The sequence below is a fragment of the Arthrobacter sp. D1-29 genome, assembly GCF_054130585.1.
Genome location: NZ_CP096383.1, coordinates 3,291,223 through 3,309,411, shown reverse-complemented (window position 1 = coordinate 3,309,411; position 18,189 = coordinate 3,291,223). Strand labels below are relative to the sequence as shown.

Here is an 18,189-nt window from a genome sequence, read left to right as displayed (position 1 = left end):
CTGGGAGAACCGTCGCCCCGATGCCGTCTGTTTGCTGTTTGACCCGTCATCAAGGGGCGGTCGCCGTTTTCCCCGTGTCTGATCAGTTCGACCAGACAATGGACGGAGACGGAAATGAAACGGATCCTTGCCGCACTAGGAGTCACAGGCCTTGCATTGCTGGGCGCCACCGCACCGGCAACCGCGTCGGATGACACCAAGGATGGTGGAGCCAAGATCACCATCTGCCACGCCACCGGGTCAGCGACGAACCCCTACGTGCCGATAACCATCAGCCTCAGCGGACTTAACGGGCACGTGGGCCACCAGCACAGCGAGGACATCATCCCCGCCAACTCCGGGAGCGTCCTGCCTGGCGGCCAGAACCTTCACAAGGTGGATTGGTGGAACGCGGGTTGCGTGAAACCGGGGGGAGCGGTCACACCGCCCAAAGGCAATGGCGACCACAAGATCACCATCTGCCACGCCACCGGCTCGGCGTCCAATCCGTTTGTGGTCATCACCATCTCCCTGAACGGCCTGAATGGACACGCAGGCGCGGGGCACCAGAACGGTGAGGACATCATCCCGCCGAACAGCGGCAACATTGTTCCTGGTGGACAGAACTGGACCGCTGAAGGGCAGGCAACGTTCAACAACGGCTGTGTTCCCGTCAAGCGGCCTGTTGTTCCTGAGGTGGTGCCTCCGGCAGGCAAAACGGTGGTGCCAGGTGCCGTTGTTCCCCGCGGGGCGGCAGCCGGACAGCCCGCCGGAGCAGGAGCAGTGGCGACTAACCAGGGGTTCAACGTCCAGACTGCCGTGACAGGCTCACCGGACACTGCCCTCGCCCCATGGTTGGGCGGCGTCGTGGCGATGTTGCTCGCTGCTGCCGGCGTGGCAGTTCACAGGAAACTGGCCATCAGTGCAGGCTCGGGAGGCCAGCGCCAGAAGTGACGGCACCCGCTGACGCCCCAGACGGCGTCGGATGACACACCGACAGGCGCCGTGCCCGGAAGGTGCACGGCGCCTGCTCTTCGTCGCTTCTCGTTCGCTATGTCCGGCCCCTTCGCGAGGAACCCATGGATACTGATCACCAGGCTGGAATTTCCAACGGGGATCCACCCGCCACAGTTCCGTCGGCCACTGTTCCGCCTGCCGCGCAAACGTCGACAGCTGCACGCAGCGGCCGTTGGCGCCGGGCGATGATCTTTGTGGTGCTGTGCGGTGTCCTGGGTTACCTGGTGGTGGCCCTCATCCCCCTTCTGGCCGGCGGCGGAGGCGGAACTGACCCGGCCACTGACCCGGCGCCGGCATCAGCCCCAGCCGCGGGCCAATGGACAGAAAGCCCCACTGCCTCCGGTCCGGCCCCTTCCAACCCGGTGCCTGCCAATCCGCCGGTGGCGCCCATCCCGGCTGGTCCCGCCGCGGCCCCGCCGCAACGGCTGGTCTACGCGGCGGCAGGGATTGATGTGGCCGTTCATCCCTTGGATCCAAATGGCGCGGACGTTGCTACCAGGACCATCATTCCGCCTTCCACGATCGACGGGTACTGGCTGACGCCGTTTGGCATGCCGGGGGAGGGGTCCGTCAACACCACCTACATCGTCGGCCACAGCTGGGCGGACAGGGAGGCACCCTTCAACAGGCTCAGCACCATGGCGGCGGCGGGGGACCGGTTGACGGTGGCCACCTCCACGGGCGAGGTGATGTACCAGGTGGATGAGGTCACCACGTACGTTAAGGACGGCCTCAAGGACAGTCCCGTGTGGGACGTGGCGCCCCACCGGCTGGTGCTGATTTCCTGTTACACCGATGACCTGTGGGGCACCAACGTTGTTGTTGTGGCTTCTCCCGTCGGATGAGTTTGATGTGCAGAAGTCCGGGGCCGGGGTTGGGGACTTAGCTCGTTGCCAGCCCTTCCACCGGCGAGAGCCGGGCCGCGCGCCTGGCCGGCACCACCGAGGCCAACAGTCCGGCCAGGATGGCTACCGCCAGGACGCCCAGGAGCTGCAGCCAGGGAATTGAGGGTGTCACCTCAGCGAGGCTTCCCAGCGCGGACTTCGCGCCCAGCCAGCCGTAGATGCTTCCCAGCGCTGCCCCCAGCAACGCCGCAACCCCGGCCACCAGGACTGCCTCCAGCGCAAGCATGCCTCGGAGCTGGCCCCTGGTCAGGCCAAGGGCACGCAGGAGGGAGTTCTCCTGCGTCCGTTCCAGGACAGACAGGGACAGCGTATTGGCCACTCCTATCAGGGCAATCAGTACTGCCACTCCCAGCAGTCCCGTGACAACCAGCAACAGCACGTCAATGACATCGTTGAAAGCGACACGCTCAATCGCGGCGCCGCTGACTGCGCTTTCCCCGACGTCCAGTACGTCGGCGATCGAGCGCTGGATGTCATGAATTTGGTCGGCTGACAGCTGGGCTCCGCGGGGCCCGTCAGCAAGGCGGACCCACAAAGCGGCACCTTCGGCAGGAACACCCAGGGACTGCGCGGTTTCACTGCTGACCAGCGGGGGCATGTTCCGCGTCTTCAGGACCACGGCATCCAGCTCACGTACGCCGGCATTTCCACTGACGGTGGCAGCACCTGAAGCCGACCCCTCCGGGAGATAGATTTTCCCCGGTTCCAGCCTGAGTGCATCGTCCCGCAGCACCTCCCGCGCTTCAGCCGCGGTAAGGGCAAAGACAGGGGTGTTCACCCCGGCCAAATCAACGTGGCCACTGATGGGAACCAGGACAGCCGCCGACACGCCGCCGATCTGCAGTACGGCCTGGCGTTGCTCCTTTGTCAGGACGGATTCCTGGGCAAGCCCGGGAACCTCCGGCACTCCTGTAACATCCGCCTTCGCGGAAACCCCCAACGCCCCGGACCCTCCAGGCGTTCCGGCCATCACGCCCATGTCCACCGGGTAGTTTTGCGCCAATGCGTCGTCGAAAGCCAGCCGGGCGGTGGAGGCACCTGTCATCATCAGCGCCACCAAGGTGACACCGATCAGGAGGGCTGCGGCAGTGACGGACGTGCGCGCCGGGTTTCTGAGGGCGTTGACCGCTGCCAGCCTTCCGGGCACTCCGGCCGGCGCCGCGAGCTTTCCGAACAGGGCTACCAGCCGAGGAATGAACAGCGTGGAGCACAGCAGCACACCGATGAAAGAGATCATGCCCCCGGCAAACGCGATGACCAACTGCACGCCCAGGGCGCCCACCACCAGCAGTGGAACACCCGCCACCAGAGCCAGGAGGCCCAGGACCAGCCGGAGCCGGCCCTTGGCATTGCCGATGCTGGCGTCGTCCGACGGGCGCAGCGCTGCCAGCGGTGCCACCGCGGTAGCTGCCCGCGCGGGCACCAGCGCAGCAATGACCGTGAGCAACGTCCCCACTGCCAGTCCCGCAGCAAGGGCCGACGGCGGTACGGCGAGGGTGGTGAACGTCATGTCCGGCTGGGTCCTGGCCCAGCCGATGAGCGCCGCCATAAGGCCGGTTCCGGCCAGGACGCCGAGCACCGACGAAGCCAGTCCAACCACCAGCGCCTCAGCCAGGACCGAGTTCCGGACCTGGCTCCGTCCAGCGCCCAGGCACCGCAACAAGGCAAGTTCGCGGGTTCGCTGGGCCACAAGCACTGGAAAGGTGTTCGACACGACCAGCCCCGACACCACCAGCGCCACGCCGGCAAAGGCCAGCAGGACGATGGTGAGCTCATCCCGGCCCCCCGTCATCAGGGCCACCTGGCTTGTCACCTGCTCGGTGGACGTCCTCAGGTAAGCATTCCCGGCTCCAGACTCCGACAACGCGGCCGCAAGGTCCTGCTTGGCCTTGGCGCCATCCGTCCCCGGGGCCAGGGCCACCTGAATGCTCTCGTATCCGCCCGCGAGGGATGAACCGGTGCCCTGGCCGGCCAGGGCACTGACCGCCGGAGCCAGGGCCAGGAGCTGCGGGACGGCGGCGGCGAATGGGTCATTACTGCTGCCCATGACCCCGGAAACGGTCATGGTGACGCTTGTGCCGCCGTCGCTGGAAGCGATCGTCAGGGAGTCTCCGGCTGAGAGCCCATAGCGGGCCGCCGTCGTGGCATCGAGCGCCACCTCGCCGGGGTGCGCCGGCACCGTCCCGCTCTCCATGCTGGATGGTTCCAGTCCTGCCGGTGCCAGGTTCCGTACCCTGCCGAAAACCTGCTCGCCGCGGACGCCAAAGACGGTGGCAGCGGACTGCTGTCCGTAAACTTCCTTAATTCCCGGGGTTGCGGCCACTGCTTTAAGGGCGGCCTCGTCGAAGGCCTGCCCGGCAGGCGTGGCGATAATGCCGGCCCTGCTGTAGGCCTCGCCAAGGCTGGCTTCCAGCGACGCCTGAGTGCTGGCGCTCACCATCAGCGTGGTCGCCAGGAAGGCCACAGACAGCATCACGGCGAGCCCCACTGCGATGAACCGGCGGCTGTGGACCCGGAATTGGGACAGGGCAACCTGCAGCACCCTAGCCTCCCAGCTTGCCGAGGGCGGCCAGCACGGAATCAACGCTGGGGTCCATGATTTCGCCCACGAGGTTTCCGTCGCTCATCAGCACCACACGGTCCGCATAGCTGGCGGCAACGGGATCGTGGGTCACCATGATGATGGTCTGGCCCATCTCCTGACTGCTCCGGCGCAGTAAGGAGAGGACCTCGCCGCCGGAGGTGGAGTCCAGGTTGCCCGTGGGCTCATCGCCGAAGATGACGTCGGGCCGGGTCAGCAATGCCCTGGCCACTGCCACCCGCTGCTGCTGTCCGCCGGACAGCTCATGGGGGCGGTGTTTGAGGCGGTCCTTGAGGCCCAGCGTGGCCACGATGAAGCCGAACCAGTCAGCGTCAGTCTTCGTGCCCGCCAGGGCGAGCGGCAGGGTGATGTTCTGTTCAGCCGTCAGTGTGGGCACCAGGTTGAATGCCTGGAACACAAATCCAATGCGCTCGCGCCGGAGTGCGGTCAGCTGTTTGTCCGAGAGAGAGGTGATCTCCGTTCCGCCAACCAGGATGCGTCCTGAATCTGCGGAATCGAGACCGGCCAGGCAGTGCATCAACGTGGATTTGCCGGAGCCGGAGGGGCCCATGATGGCTGTGAAGCGGCCGGTCTCGAAGGCGACGCTGAAGTCCCTGAGCGCTGTGACGCGGGTATCGCCCCGCCCATAACTTTTGGTCAGTGACGTCGCCTGGACGGCGAGGTTCCCGGCAGCCGCGCTGCGGTCATCCGGGGAGTGCTGATGGTGTACCGAAGTTGTCATGGGTCCACGCTATGTTTCCGGCACTTTAGCCCGGATCGCGCCCCGGGATGGTTCCGGCGGGCAGCCTCCTCATACCGGGGTTTGAGATGGCGGGTCCGGGCGTCATCCTTACCCCCGTCCTTCCCTGACCGTCAGGTGCCGGGCGAAACCACGCCCGTTTCGTAGGCGATGACTACGGCGTGCACCCTGTCCCGCGCGCCAAGCTTGGCCAGGATGTGCCCTACATGGGTCTTCACCGTTGCCTCGGACACGAACAGGCCGGCCGCGATCTCGGGATTGGACCAACCCTGGGCGATCAGTTCGAAGACTTGGCGCTCGCGGGCAGTCAGGCGTCCGACGGCGTCGCTGTGTTCCTGCCTGGCCGGAGCCTGGGCACGAAGCAGCGGAGCGACGTGGTCCAGGAGCCGCCTGGTGGTGGAGGGGGCGATCACGGCATCACCGCGGTGTACGGTGCGGATGGCCTCCAGCAGCTCCTCCGGCGGGGCATCCTTGAGGAGGAATCCACTGGCACCGGCCTGGATGGCAGCCAAGGCGTATTCGTCCAGGTCGAAAGTGGTCAGCACGATGATTTTGATGTCAGCGCGGCGGGAGCCGGCAGGGGCGGCAGCGGCGCTCTCCAACAGCCGCGTGGTGGCTTCGATCCCGTCCATGCCGGGCATCCTGACGTCCATCAGCACCACGTCGGCGGAGGTTCCGTTCAACGCCTGGATGGCCTCGAGCCCGTTTCCCGCCTCAACCACCACGTCAAGGTCCGGCTGGGAGTTGATCAGCATTCCGAAGCCGGAGCGGACCAGCCTTTGGTCGTCCACCAGGGCCACCCTGATGGTTTCAATTGCCCGGATCTGTTCCACTGTTGGCGTTCTCATGCTCAGGCTTCCGTATAGGGGATAAAAGCCGAGACCTGGAAGCCCCCGCCGCTGGCCGGTCCGGCCGTCAACGAACCATCGTAAAGCCTGATGCGCTCGGCCATGCCACGAAGCCCATTGCCCCCGCCCTGGACGGGATCCGCGCTGGCGCCCCTGCCGTCGTCGTGCACGCCAATCCGGAGCCCACGGGGCTGCCACTCGATGGTGGCCCTTGCCCGGGCCTGCGGCCCGGCGTGCTTGAGCACATTGGTCAGGGCTTCCTGGAAGACGCGATAGGCGGTGAGCTCGGCTCCCGGCGGGAGCAGCCGCCGGGCTGTCCCGGCCTCTTCAAACCGCAGCTGCAGGCTGGCGGCCCGGAAACTGAGAAACAGCTCGTCCAGGTCATTCAGGCCCGGCAGGGGGCGGGTGGAGGCCATATCCTCGCGCCGGAGGACGCCCAGGAGCCTGCGCATCTCTGCCAGGGAGCTGCGTCCCGCGGCGGCGATGGTTTCCAGCGCCTGGGGAGCCAGTTCCGGGCTGGCTGCAGCCGCGTACCGTGCACCGTCGGCCTGCGTGATGATCACGGAGAGTGAATGGGCCACGATGTCATGCATCTCGCGGGCAATGTGGGAACGTTCGTCAGCTGCCGCCAGGGACCTTTCCTGCTGGTGCTCGACTTCCAGCCGCCGGGCCCGGTCGGACAGGGTCTGCAGCTGGAGGCGCCTGACCCTGGTGAGGTCACCCAGCGTCCAGCTGAACAGAACCAGCAACCAGGTGAGGACCGTGTAGACAGCCCCGGTGGTCAGCCCCAGCACACCGGATTCCGCCGGGCCGGTGAAGTAGCGGGTGGTCAGCAGCACCCCGCCCACAAGCCCCAGAATCAGCACGGACCGGCTGGCCCACGGAGACCCGTAGGCGGCAACGGCGTAGATAATGAGCGGCACGGCCAACTGGCCCACTACCGGCTCGATGGCCAGGCCCCATTGCACCAGGCACACCGAAGCGATGGCTGCAGCGGCAGCCGCCGGCCGGACGCGGCGCCAGGCCAACGGGACCAGGAGCGCGCAGGAGAGCACAAAGAGTTCCAGGCGGCCCGCGAGGAGGTACACCGGCCCAAAGGCCACAAACAGCAGCCCCGTGGCCACAAGGTCCATTTTCCAGGGGTTGCTGCGGATCCAGCTGTAGAGGGCGTGACGTTTATCCACGCTGAAACTCTATTTCCTTGGCAGCGTTCCGGCGTCATACCGTGGTCTGACCCAGTGCCGTTCGTATCGTGAGACAGCTTGACCAGAATGTGGATGACTTGGCTACCCTAAAATACATGAGCGCATCCACTATTGATCTGGCTGTCATCCCGGGTGACGGCATCGGCCCCGAGGTCATTGCCGAGGCACTGAAGGTCCTCGAAAAGGCCGTGGCCGCAGAGGGCGTGGCCCTCCGGCAGACCCACTACAAGCTGGGCGCCGAGCACTGGCTGGCCACGGGTGAAACGCTGCCGGATGAAGTCCTTGCCGACCTCCGCACCAGGGATGCCATTCTCTTCGGCGCAGTGGGTGCCGCTCCCGGTGACACCAGGATTCCGTCCGGCATCATCGAACGCGAGATGCTCCTCAAGCTGCGCTTTAGCCTGGACCACTACGTCAACCTCCGGCCATCCAAGCTCTTCGGCACGGTGGGAAGCCCGCTGGCCAACCCGGGCGTCATCGATTTTATTGTGGTGCGTGAGGGGACCGAGGGCCCCTACGTCGGCAACGGAGGTACGCTGCGCGCCGGCACTCCCCATGAAGTAGCCACCGAGGTCTCGCTCAACACCGCCCACGGAGTTGAGCGGCTTGTCCGCGATGCCTTCCGGCGAGCCAGCGCCCGTGAGCGAAAGCATGTCACCCTGGTCCACAAGCACAATGTGCTTGTCTATGCGGGCCACCTGTGGAAGCGCACTGTTGAGGCCGTAGCGCAGGACTTCCCTGAGGTCACCCACGATTACCTGCATGTTGATGCCGCGACCATTTTTATGGTTACCAACCCCTCGCGCTTTGACGTCATTGTCACCGACAACCTCTTCGGCGATATCCTGACGGACCTCGCCGCTGCCGTCACCGGCGGCATCGGGCTGGCCGCGTCGGGCAACATCAACATGGACCGCACCGCTCCGTCCATGTTCGAACCGGTCCACGGCTCCGCCCCGGATATCGCGGGACAGCAGAAGGCGGATCCCACAGCCGCGATCCTCTCGGCTGCGCTCCTGCTGGACCACCTTGGCTACACTGCGGCGGCGCGGAAAATTGAAGCTGCCGTCACTGCCGACGTCGAAAACCGCGACGGCGGCGCCCGCAGTACCAGCGCCGTCGGGGATGCCATCACGGCAGCCCTCTAGTAACGGCACGGCCGGGCGCTGCGCTTGAGGCTGGGCGCTTGGTGCCCAGCACCTGGGGCTGTGCGTTTGCGGCCCTGCGCGGCGGCGTAAGCTAGTTTCGAATCACCAAATGCTGCCTGTGGTTCAACGCTGAACCACTTCCACAGGCGGCCGATCGTGGAGGAACCATGACTCAGACTGCCCCTGGCGTCGAATTCACCCAGCAGCTCTCGGCAACCCCGAAGTCCGCTGAAGAGCGTAATGCCATCCTGGCCAACCCGGGATTTGGCGATTACTTCACCGACCACACCGCCATCGTCGACTACAGCGTGGACGCGGACGGCAACGGCGGCTGGCACAACCCACGCATCGAGGCGTATGGCCCGATCTCCCTGGACCCGTCGGCTGCTGTGTTCCACTACGGCCAGGAAATCTTCGAGGGGCTCAAGGCCTACCGGCATGCCGACGGCTCCGTCTGGACCTTCCGCCCGGAAGCCAACGCGGCACGCCTGAACAAATCCGCCCGCAGGCTTGCCCTTCCGGAACTGCCCGCGGATTACTTCCTGGGAGCCATCCGGGAGCTGGTGGCGGCCGACAAGGAATGGGTCCCCTCCGGTGACGGCGAGGCCCTCTACCTGCGTCCGTTCATGATCGCCACCGAAGCCTTCCTGGGTGTACGTGCGGCCCGCGAAGTCTCCTTCCGGGTGATCGCTTCCCCTGCGGGCAACTACTTCGGCCGGGAACTGAAGCCTGTCTCCATCTGGATCTCCCGCGAGTATGCCCGCGCCGGACGGGGCGGCACCGGTGACGCCAAATGCGGCGGCAACTACGCGGCTTCCCTCATCGCACAGCAGCAGGCCGAGGCCAACGGCTGCAAGCAGGTCCTCTTCCTGGACCAGTTCAATGACAATGCCATCGAGGAACTTGGCGGCATGAACGTTTTCTTCGTGCTGAAGGACGGCTCCCTCGTGACGCCGGCCCTGACCGGAACCATCCTGGAAGGCATCACCCGCATGTCAGTCATCCAGGTGGCCAAGGACATGGGCCGGGAAGTCACCGAGCGCAAGATCACGCTGGATGAATGGCGCGATGGTGTGGCAAGCGGTGAGATCGCCGAGGTCTTCGCATGCGGTACGGCAGCTGTCATCACTCCCATCGGGGTGCTGAAGGACGACACCGAGTTCATCGGTTCAGAGGACGCCAAGGCAGGGGAGACCACCATGGTCATCCGCGAGCAACTCCTGGGCATCCAGACAGGCACGGTTCCCGACACTCACGGCTGGCTGACGCGCCTGGCTTAGGCGGGCTTTTCACCCCAAGAATTACGACGGCGGTTGGCCGGCACTTGCTCCAAGACGGGCAGCAGTGCTGGGCGGCCGCCGTCGTGCTGTGGTCCCTTTGATCCCTTTGGTCCCTTTGGTTTCAGGGGCAAACGCCGGCCGGTCAGCGCCGGGCGGCCTTCCGGGCGGCATTTTTCATTGCCTTCCGGGAAACGGGTTTCAACGCCTTCCGTGCCGCTTCTTCGGCCAGGACACTGTTGCGGCGGGCATCGATAATGTCATTCCACAGCGTGGTGGCAAAGGCGCCGCCGTCCTGTGCGTAGACGTCATACGGGTAATCAGCAAAAACGGTCGGCGTGGTGTTGCCGGTGGGCAGATCTTTCCCTGTTACCTCGGCGACAGCGTCGGCAATGGCCCAGGTCCGGGTCAGATGCCTGGTCAGGTTTTCCTGGACAAAGACATTCGCATCATTCGCTGCAGCTGCGCGCTTCAGGAGTGACTCCAGCTCTTCGGCCACGGAGCGGGCTGCCACTTCTTCCACCAACTGTGAACCCGACCTGAGGTCCGCGGCGAAGGCATCCACATCCTCGCGCCAATCGGAGGTCTCGCGGAACTTCCGCCACGTGGGGAACCACACAACGGCGCCGGTCGCGTGGTTGTGGATGTGCTGCAGGCCGCTGCTCTTCTCCGTCGCAGCGTGGTCATGGCCGGCCGAGTCAGCTTCGGCGAGGAGATCTGCAAGGGTGGGGGTTGTGTCGCTCATGGTGTCCGGGTCCGGCTTCCTGCTGGAGTTCGTGTGGTCTTCACTGGTGGTCAACCCTGCCTGTGCGTGGTTCTATTCCGGGGGTGGCTGTGCGGGGAGGATGCAAAGATGGGATGGTGACTTCAGCTTCCGGCCCTATCCTGCAGCGCAGCTCAGCCCTGACGCGGTTCATCCTGGCCCCCAATCCGGGACCCATGAGCCTGGAGGGAACCAACTCCTACGTCTTACGCGCGGCGGGCCAGGCCGGCGCGGTCGTCGTGGATCCCGGGCCGGCAGATGAAGCCCATCTTCTGGCGCTGGCCGCCGCCGGACCCGTTGAACTCGTCCTGGTCACCCACCGGCACGCCGATCACACGGCCGGCTCGGCGCGGTTGTCTGAACTGACGGGCGCCCCTGTTCGGGCGGCAGACCCGCGGCATTGCCACGGCGGTGGGCTGCCGCTGCAGGACGGTGAGGCCATCCGGGCGGCCGGGCTGGATATCCGGGTCCTGGCCACGCCCGGCCACACCTCAGATTCTGTGTGTTTCCAGCTCCCGGAGGACGGCCCAAACGGTAGTGTGCTGACCGGCGACACCATCCTGGGCCGCGGCACCACTATGCTGGACTACCCCGACGGAACGCTGGGAGACTATCTTGCCTCACTGGACAGGCTGGAGGCGCTGGGGGCAGCCGCGGTCCTTCCCGCCCACGGCCCCGTCCTTTCTTCCCTCGAAACGATCACCCGCGCTTACCGTGACCACCGCCAGGAACGGCTGGCGCAGATCCGCGCCGCATTGGACCGGCTGGGCCGGGACGCCGCCGTCGGTGCCGTGACCGACGCGGTGTATTCCGACGTCGAACCGTCCGTCCGGCGGGCAGCGGAAATGTCCGTTGCGGCGCAGCTGGACTACCTGCGGGGAGAATCCGGGCTCCTGTGACCCGCCGGAGCGCGCCGCCCCAAGACTGTAGGGTAGGAACCATGCGTATTGCCCGGTTTGTAGTCGATTCTGATCCCCTCTACGGCGTGGTTGAAGGCCAGCCCGGCAGTGAAGAAATCACTGTCATCAACGGCGACCCCTTCTTCAACGGAGTGGAGCGCACCGCTGTCCGCCACAAGCTGGAAGACGTGCGGCTCCTCGCTCCGATCATTCCCCGCAGCAAGGTCATCGGCGTCGGCCGGAACTTCGTGGAGCACGCCCGCGAGCTGGGCAACGAGGTACCCGCCCAGCCGTTGCTGTTCCTGAAGCCGAACACTTCAGTGGTGGGCCCGAACGACCCCATCGTGCTGCCTGAATTTTCCGAGGAGGTCTCCTTCGAGGCCGAACTGTGTGTGGTCATCGGCCGCATCTGCAAGGACGTTCCGGAGGAACGGGTGGATGACGTCATCTTCGGCTACACCTGCGGCAATGACCTCACCGCCCGGGACGTGCAGAAAACAGATCTGCAGTGGGCCAGGGCCAAGGGCTTTGACACCTCAGCACCGCTGGGGCCGTGGATCGAAACGGAGCTGGACACCGAGGACCTCCAGATCCAGGGCAGGCTGAACGGGGAGCTCCGCCAGGACGGGAGCACCAGCCAGATGATCCGCGGCGTCCGTGAGCTGGTATCCATCGTGTCGCAGGCCTTCACGCTGCTGCCCGGGGACGTCATCATGACCGGAACACCCGCCGGTGTGGGCCTGGTTGAGGCCGGAGACCGCTACGAGGTGGAAATCGAGGGCATCGGGCGCCTCTCCAACCCCGTGGTCCGCCGCTAAGGGCAAGCGATTCGGGCGCCCGGCCGCCCGCCTGGCAGGCGGTAAAGTTGGAGTCACTATGACTACTCCTTCTGCGCCCGACGCCGTTTCCAGCTCCGCTCTCCCTGAAGTCACCGGTGAAGTTACCGCCGATACCCCTGTCCGGGTCCGGTTCTGCCCGTCGCCCACAGGCACCCCCCACGTTGGCCTGATCCGTACCGCCCTCTTCAACTGGGCCTACGCCAAGCACACCAAGGGCACCTTTGTGTTCCGCATTGAGGACACGGACGCTGCGCGCGACTCGGAGGAGAGCTACCAGCAGCTGCTCGAGGCGCTGAAGTGGCTCGGCATCACGTGGGAAGAAGGCGTGGAAGTGGGCGGCCCGCACGAACCGTACCGCCAGTCGCAGCGGCTGGACCTGTACAAGGACGTCGTCGCGAAGCTGCTGGATGCAGGCTATGCCTACGAGTGCTATTCCTCCCCGGAGGAAGTGGAGGCCAGGCACCGGGCCGCAGGCCGGGACCCCAAGCTGGGCTATGACAACTTTGACCGCGAACTCACGGCGGAGCAGCTGGCCGCCTTCAAGGCCGAGGGCCGGCAGCCGGTGCTGCGCGTGCGGATGCCTGATGAGGATGTCACGTTCAACGACGTTGTCCGCGGCGAGATTACCTTCAAAGCCGGCAGCATCCCCGACTACGTGATCGTCCGCGCAGACGGCTCGCCGCTGTACACCCTGGTGAACCCGGTGGATGACGCCCTGATGGGAATCACTCACGTTCTGCGCGGCGAGGATCTGCTGTCCTCCACCCCGCGCCAGGTTGTCCTGATCCGCGCGCTGATGGAGATCGGCGTCGCCACCTACATGCCGGTCTTTGGCCACCTTCCGTACGTTATGGGCGAAGGCAACAAGAAGCTGTCCAAGCGCGATCCGCAGTCCAACCTCTTCCTGCTCCGTGACCGGGGCTTCATCCCGGAAGGGCTGCTGAACTACCTGTCGCTGCTCGGCTGGAGCCTGTCCGCCGACGAAGACATTTTCACGGTGGATCAGCTCATCGAGAACTTCGATGTCCATGACGTGCTGGCCAATCCTGCCCGCTTTGACATCAAGAAGGCCGAGGCCATCAACGGCACGCACATCCGTATGCTCGCCCCCGAGGATTTCCGGGCCCGGCTGGTTCCCTATCTGCGCGCGGCAGGCCTGGTGGGGGAGACCCTGACGGACCGCGAGGAGGATATCCTCTCGGAGGCCGCTCCGCTGGTCCAGGAACGGATCGCGCTCCTGGGGGAAGCGCCGGAGATGCTCGCGTTCCTCTTCAAGGCCGACGACGCCATCGACGTCGCGGACGACGCCCGCAAGGGGCTGCCGGAGAACCTCACCGAGGTCCTCGATGCCGCCATTGCCGCCCTGGAGCCGATCGAGGACTGGCAGCCGGAAAACATCCAGACCGCCCTCAAGCAGGCACTTGTGGAGGACCTCGGCATCAAGCCCCGGCTCGCCTTCGGTCCCGTCCGCACAGCAGTCTCAGGGCGCCGGATCTCCCCGCCGCTGTTCGAGTCCATGGTCATCCTGGGCAAGGGCCCGTCCCTGACCCGGCTCCGTTCCTTCCGCGGCTGATGAACGCAACCAATACGGCCGCCCAGGGAGTCTTGGCGACACGCTTCGGTACCATCCGGGGAGTCCTCTTCGACATCGATGACACCCTGGTTGACCTTGAATACTCCATGACCACCGCACTGCGCGAGGTCAGCGAACACCTCCTTCCCGGCCTGGACCAGGCCGGATGGGCGAGGTTCGGCAGGATCTTCACCCATGAAACCACGCACTACTACGACAGGTACCTGGCGGGGGAGCTGACCTTCAATGACCAGCGGCTGCTGCGTGGACGGGCCGCGCTGGGGCATTTCGGCGTGGAACTCGCTGACGGTGAGGAAGCGCACCAGTGGGTGAGCGCGTACGCCCGGTTGCAGCCGGGCTACGTCAGGGCCTTTGACGACGTTGCGCCGCTGCTGGATCTCCTGGATGAGGCAGGTATCCCCTACGGAGCCGTGAGCAACAACGTGCACGATTATCAGCGGGCCAAACTGGACGGCGCCGGTCTGGAACGCATCACGAGGCTCGTGGGCACCGATACCGTCGGTGTAGCCAAACCCCAGCCGGCGATTTACCTCGAGGGCGTGCGGCTCCTGGGTGTTGAACCGGGGGACACGTTATTTGTCGGCGATAATCGGCTGCTCGACGCCGAAGGGGCGACGGCGGCCGGTCTGCTGGGCGTTTGGCTCAACAGGGTGGGTGAACCGTCTCAGGGGTTCGAAGGCGACATGATCTCGTCATTGGAACAGATCAGGAGATAGATCCAACCAGCGTTTTTGCGCTTGGGGCACGGCCGTTCCAGTCCCAAGTGGTGGGAACTGAGAACACGAGTAGAGCGTGATCCCTCGTGCAAGTGTCAGCTCCTGCTTTTGCGAGTAGTTCTCCCGCCAGCCCGAAATGTGGCATGCCAAATTGGAGTAGTCACCACGCGTGTTTCAATACGCGCGCCTTCATAGACTCGAAATTCCTAGGGATGCATTAAAAGCAGGCGTCTTCGCAGCCATTTCCTGTCTGCGGGCTATAGCAAGCGACCGTAATCGTTCAGCATCGTTGATTGACCCGATGCTCAACGAGCCGTTCCTTGTTGTGACCGGATGCCTGTGCCTTTCCGTCCTTGGGTTGGCATGAGCGTTGACCCTGAGCCGCACTGGTATCCGGGGGTTCTCGATGTACGAGCAGTCATCCACCGAACAGCGAAAGAGCAGGGCCGCAAGGGGCGGCCGACGCGTTGCCCTCCTTTCCGCCGGAACGATTGCAAGCCTGGGCTTAAAATCCTGCCTGGCAGCGGGCACCGTCCTGATTATCATCCTGAGCAGCCTTCTGGCTCCGCCTGCATTGGCTGCCACGCTAAGCGAGCAAAGGGCGTTATTGCGGCAAGCCCAGTATTCTGCGGCACAGGATTATGTTGCATCGCGTGACTATGTTCCTATGTTGGCCCGGGCCAACGGGCTTGTGATCAAGGGAGCTATTGCGTCCGGGCTGGAGATGCTCAAAGTTGTGGGCGGCGAGCTGACGGCGGCGTCGACGCAAAGTTCAATGGATGCGGTAGCCGCGAAGATGAAGGCTGAGGTGCTCCGTGCTGCAACGGTAAAGAAAGGCGGATACCAGCTCACTTTGCTGAAAGACTTGCGCGGAAAGCAGCAGCAGGTAGCAACTACTGCTCTCGGGGATCTGATGGCCGGGAAGATCACGGCGTCAACGTATGAGGCGCAAAAAGCCCGCACCGCTGGTTTCAGCACACAGCTTTCGGCGGACACATCCAGGCAACTCGGAGCCGTGGGGCACGCTGTGCCCGCTCCGGCACTTGCGTCTCCGACCTACGTGGCAGCTTTGGAACAGGGGACTGGGAGCATTCCGACGGTATCGGGCCTGGTCGGATTTGCTGGTGGCTGTGCATTACCAGCGGCACCGCCTGCCTTCAGGCCCGCGCTCCCCACTGACGGTCCAGGGGTCGCAACGAACCGGCAGATCTTGCGGGATTCCCTCGCTGGCGCTTCAGCGGACACAGCTACCGGGGCAGTTCACAGGCAGCTCCTTCGTGCCGCAGTGAACGAGTCGGCAATTGAGATGAGCCTGGAGCAACTGCGATCGTCTTATGTGGTGCGTACTCCCAGACTTGCGTACGGATGGTTGTCAGGAAGTGATGGCAAAGCCCGGGATGTGCTGGCAGCAGACACTCAGCGCATCCTGCTGGCCGGGCCGGAAGGAATGAGTACCTTGGCGTCGTCGCATCTGTTGCTGGCAGCGTCGAGCGCCGCTGACTGGGTGAAGCTGCCGGCCTTGGACGAAACGGTCCTCGTGCGGTGGCTGGGACCGCAGACGTGCCTGCACGAGGACCGCGACACTTTTGTAAAAGGGCCCACGAACTTGGGGGCGATACACAACGCTGCTAATTTCACGGCTGCAGCGGTCTTCTTGAAGTCCTGGCCGGAGCTGGCGGCCTCCCTGGCGCAGGAATCCCTGAAGTCCGTCCAGCCGGCCCTGAGCATGATTACCACGGACGGAGGCACGCAGGAAGGGCCGGGGTACTGGACGTACCAAAGCCGGGCGATCGCGGTGCTCTATTCAACGCTTCCTAACGCTTACGCCACTCTGCCGGTGACCCTTCCGTCTCTGGAGAGCGTGTCCCATTATGCGATGAACAGCACGGGTCCGGACGGCCGGCCGAGTCCGTTTGCGGATGCCGAACCGAAGGAGCTCAGTGGACTGATGCCTGCTTGGGACGCTAAGGTGCGCGGTGATTCTACGGTCGCGGCATGGGTTGCTGGCCGCTTCGCGCAGAAGCCGGATGCATATCTGATGTGGTGGCGGATCCCACCTGGGACGCTTCCCGCCAAGCAGTCAACTGTCTATCCACAGACCGGACTTGCGGCGCTCCATGTCGTTGGCAGCACGGCGACCTTGAAGGGTGGCTCAAACGCGGCGAACCACGCACACCTGGACCTGGGTACTATCTCATTTTTCAGGAAAGGCATTGAATGGGCTGTTGACCCCGGACCGATGCCGCCGCTGACTCCTGGCTACTATTCTGAGAGTCAACGCCTTTCCTATTGGAATCCCAGCACTTCGGCCCATTCCACGATTGCCTACACGGACCTGAATCAGCCCACTAATGCGACGGCTCCGGTCCGTAGGGTCTCGTCTACTACAGCGATGGTGGATCTGCGACAGGCGCTTCCGGGCACGTCAACCGCAACCCGAACTGTTGCTCATGGGCCCACCAGTATGATCATCAAAGATGTGGTTCGTTCCTCCGTGGCAAAAGACTTCACCTGGCAGTGGGTCACTGATGCCACTGTCAGTCTCGGAACAAACAGGGCCGTGTTGCGGCGGGATGGACAGGCGATCACCATCGCTCTGACTGGAGTTCCAACGGGAGCTGTGCTGAGCGCGGAACCGGCGTCGGGAACCACGACGGACGGCAGGGCATTGACGGTCCTTAAGCTCACGATGCCCCGCGTCACCAGTTTGGATCTGACCACAACGGCGTACTGACTGCCGCGGGGACTTCTGGCGTGACCCACCTAATCGCCTGCCGATTTGTGCGCTGGAAAAGTCTCGGGTAAAGTTGTTACTCGTGCTGAGGCGCCGGGAGCGCTGGTTTAGACCTGCGGATCCGGCCCGAATGTTCCATTGGGATATGGTGTAATTGGCAACACTACGGTTTCTGGTACCGTCATTCTAGGTTCGAGTCCTGGTATCCCAGCTCTGGAAAATCCGCGAACTTTGCGGAAAATCAGAGGTTTCAAGACGGTCACTCCGATTTGAAACACAGGCTGAGTGTATGAAATACTCAGTTGGCCTGAATGGTAGAAATGCTGTTCAGGAAAGTATGAGGCCCCATCGTATAGCGGCCTAGTACGCTGCCCTCTCACGGCGGTAACGCGGGTTCGAATCCCGCTGGGGTCACAGCAGAATGGTCCCGGGCTAAGCCCGGGGCCATTTTTCTTTGGTGCCACCTTAGATTCGGGTGATCGCGGAAGAAGTCTCGAGGGTGGCGAATTGGACGGGCAGGAAGAGGTGAAGCTTCGGCCGGAGCGGGTTCCAACAGCGTTGCGCTGGACGAGGATGAGATGGCGCTCAGTAGCGGCCTCCTGCCAGCACTCGGGCTGGACTGTTCGGTTCCAGAGCACTTATCGCGGAACACGAGGGTTCCGTTCAGGCATGCGTGACAAGTGTGGTTCACGCTGCTGTGTGCTCGGTGTCTAACCATTGACCACACATCGACCCCGTCGGCCTGGATCTGGTCATGGACATCTTCCGTCGCTGGGATCCCAGGGCAAGGTGCTCTGGCACCGGCCGTGCGCCGCGTTACCCGACCGTGCCATGTGTGCCGGACGGGGTGTCCCTTCTAGGTTGCCCTTCTTGATAAGCTGACCAAGAAAGCGGTTCAGTTCCGTACACCGGCTCTCGTCGGGA

14 protein-coding genes and 2 tRNA genes are annotated in these 18,189 nt (G+C 64.3%); 11 read left to right on the top strand and 5 right to left on the bottom strand.

Features of this window, described 5'->3' with window-relative positions; all coding sequences use genetic code 11:
* Positions 1 to 114 precede the first annotated feature (114 nt).
* Positions 115 to 933, top strand: a complete 819-nt coding sequence (locus M1E17_RS14900) for a hypothetical protein (RefSeq protein ID WP_457962766.1) — start codon at positions 115 to 117, stop codon at positions 931 to 933.
* A gap of 125 nt (positions 934 to 1,058) precedes the next feature.
* Entirely contained in the window at positions 1,059 to 1,841 is a 783-nt protein-coding gene (locus tag M1E17_RS14895) for a class F sortase (RefSeq protein WP_457962765.1), read from the top strand.
* 37 nt (positions 1,842 to 1,878) lie between these two features.
* Here the strand turns inward: M1E17_RS14895 and M1E17_RS14890 are convergent, their stop codons facing one another.
* The 4 genes from M1E17_RS14890 to M1E17_RS14875 all read right to left on the bottom strand — a co-directional run bounded on the left by M1E17_RS14890 (position 1,879) and on the right by M1E17_RS14875 (position 7,274).
* On the bottom strand, positions 1,879 to 4,443 hold the full coding sequence (locus M1E17_RS14890; protein WP_457962764.1) for an ABC transporter permease: 2,565 nt from the start codon (positions 4,441 to 4,443) through the stop codon (positions 1,879 to 1,881).
* Between the two features lies 1 nt (position 4,444).
* Positions 4,445 to 5,224 carry an ABC transporter ATP-binding protein gene (locus tag M1E17_RS14885; RefSeq protein ID WP_457962763.1) on the bottom strand — a complete coding sequence of 260 codons (780 nt, stop codon included), beginning with the start codon at positions 5,222 to 5,224 and terminating at the stop codon, positions 4,445 to 4,447.
* Between the two features lie 131 nt (positions 5,225 to 5,355).
* Entirely contained in the window at positions 5,356 to 6,090 is a 735-nt protein-coding gene (locus tag M1E17_RS14880; RefSeq protein WP_457962762.1) for a response regulator, read from the bottom strand.
* Between the two features lie 2 nt (positions 6,091 to 6,092).
* The gene (locus tag M1E17_RS14875) at positions 6,093 to 7,274 is read right to left on the bottom strand and encodes a sensor histidine kinase (protein ID WP_457962761.1); all 1,182 of its coding nucleotides are present in this window, start codon (positions 7,272 to 7,274) and stop codon (positions 6,093 to 6,095) included.
* A gap of 116 nt (positions 7,275 to 7,390) precedes the next feature.
* Here M1E17_RS14875 and M1E17_RS14870 point away from each other — a divergent pair, with 116 nt between their 5' ends.
* The gene (locus M1E17_RS14870; protein ID WP_457962760.1) at positions 7,391 to 8,443 is read left to right on the top strand and encodes a 3-isopropylmalate dehydrogenase; all 1,053 of its coding nucleotides are present in this window, start codon (positions 7,391 to 7,393) and stop codon (positions 8,441 to 8,443) included.
* Positions 8,444 to 8,610: 167 nt separating this feature from the next.
* Entirely contained in the window at positions 8,611 to 9,723 is a 1,113-nt protein-coding gene (locus M1E17_RS14865; RefSeq protein ID WP_457962759.1) for a branched-chain amino acid aminotransferase, read from the top strand.
* A 142-nt stretch (positions 9,724 to 9,865) separates the two neighbouring features.
* On the opposite strand, the gene M1E17_RS14860 is transcribed toward M1E17_RS14865, so the two are convergent.
* Entirely contained in the window at positions 9,866 to 10,465 is a 600-nt protein-coding gene (locus M1E17_RS14860; RefSeq protein ID WP_457962758.1) for a hypothetical protein, read from the bottom strand.
* 113 nt (positions 10,466 to 10,578) lie between these two features.
* On the opposite strand from M1E17_RS14860, the gene M1E17_RS14855 reads away from it, so the two are divergent.
* The 7 genes from M1E17_RS14855 to M1E17_RS14825 all read left to right on the top strand — a co-directional run bounded on the left by M1E17_RS14855 (position 10,579) and on the right by M1E17_RS14825 (position 17,679).
* Positions 10,579 to 11,382 carry an MBL fold metallo-hydrolase gene (locus M1E17_RS14855; RefSeq protein ID WP_457962757.1) on the top strand — a complete coding sequence of 268 codons (804 nt, stop codon included), beginning with the start codon at positions 10,579 to 10,581 and terminating at the stop codon, positions 11,380 to 11,382.
* A gap of 41 nt (positions 11,383 to 11,423) precedes the next feature.
* A complete protein-coding gene (locus M1E17_RS14850; protein ID WP_457962756.1) occupies positions 11,424 to 12,200 on the top strand; it encodes a fumarylacetoacetate hydrolase family protein in 777 nt (258 codons plus the stop codon).
* Between the two features lie 58 nt (positions 12,201 to 12,258).
* Positions 12,259 to 13,794: a glutamate--tRNA ligase gene (gltX, locus tag M1E17_RS14845; RefSeq protein WP_457962755.1), complete on the top strand. Its 1,536-nt coding sequence runs from the start codon at positions 12,259 to 12,261 to the stop codon at positions 13,792 to 13,794.
* Entirely contained in the window at positions 13,794 to 14,531 is a 738-nt protein-coding gene (locus tag M1E17_RS14840) for an HAD family hydrolase (protein ID WP_457962754.1), read from the top strand. Before gltX ends, M1E17_RS14840 begins: the two co-directional genes overlap by 1 nt.
* Positions 14,532 to 15,198: 667 nt before the next feature.
* On the top strand, positions 15,199 to 17,265 hold the full coding sequence (locus tag M1E17_RS14835) for a heparinase II/III domain-containing protein (RefSeq protein WP_457962753.1): 2,067 nt from the start codon (positions 15,199 to 15,201) through the stop codon (positions 17,263 to 17,265).
* Positions 17,266 to 17,404: 139 nt separating this feature from the next.
* A tRNA-Gln gene (locus M1E17_RS14830) sits at positions 17,405 to 17,476 on the top strand.
* Positions 17,477 to 17,606: 130 nt separating this feature from the next.
* A tRNA-Glu gene (locus M1E17_RS14825) sits at positions 17,607 to 17,679 on the top strand.
* Positions 17,680 to 18,189: the final 510 nt, after the last annotated feature.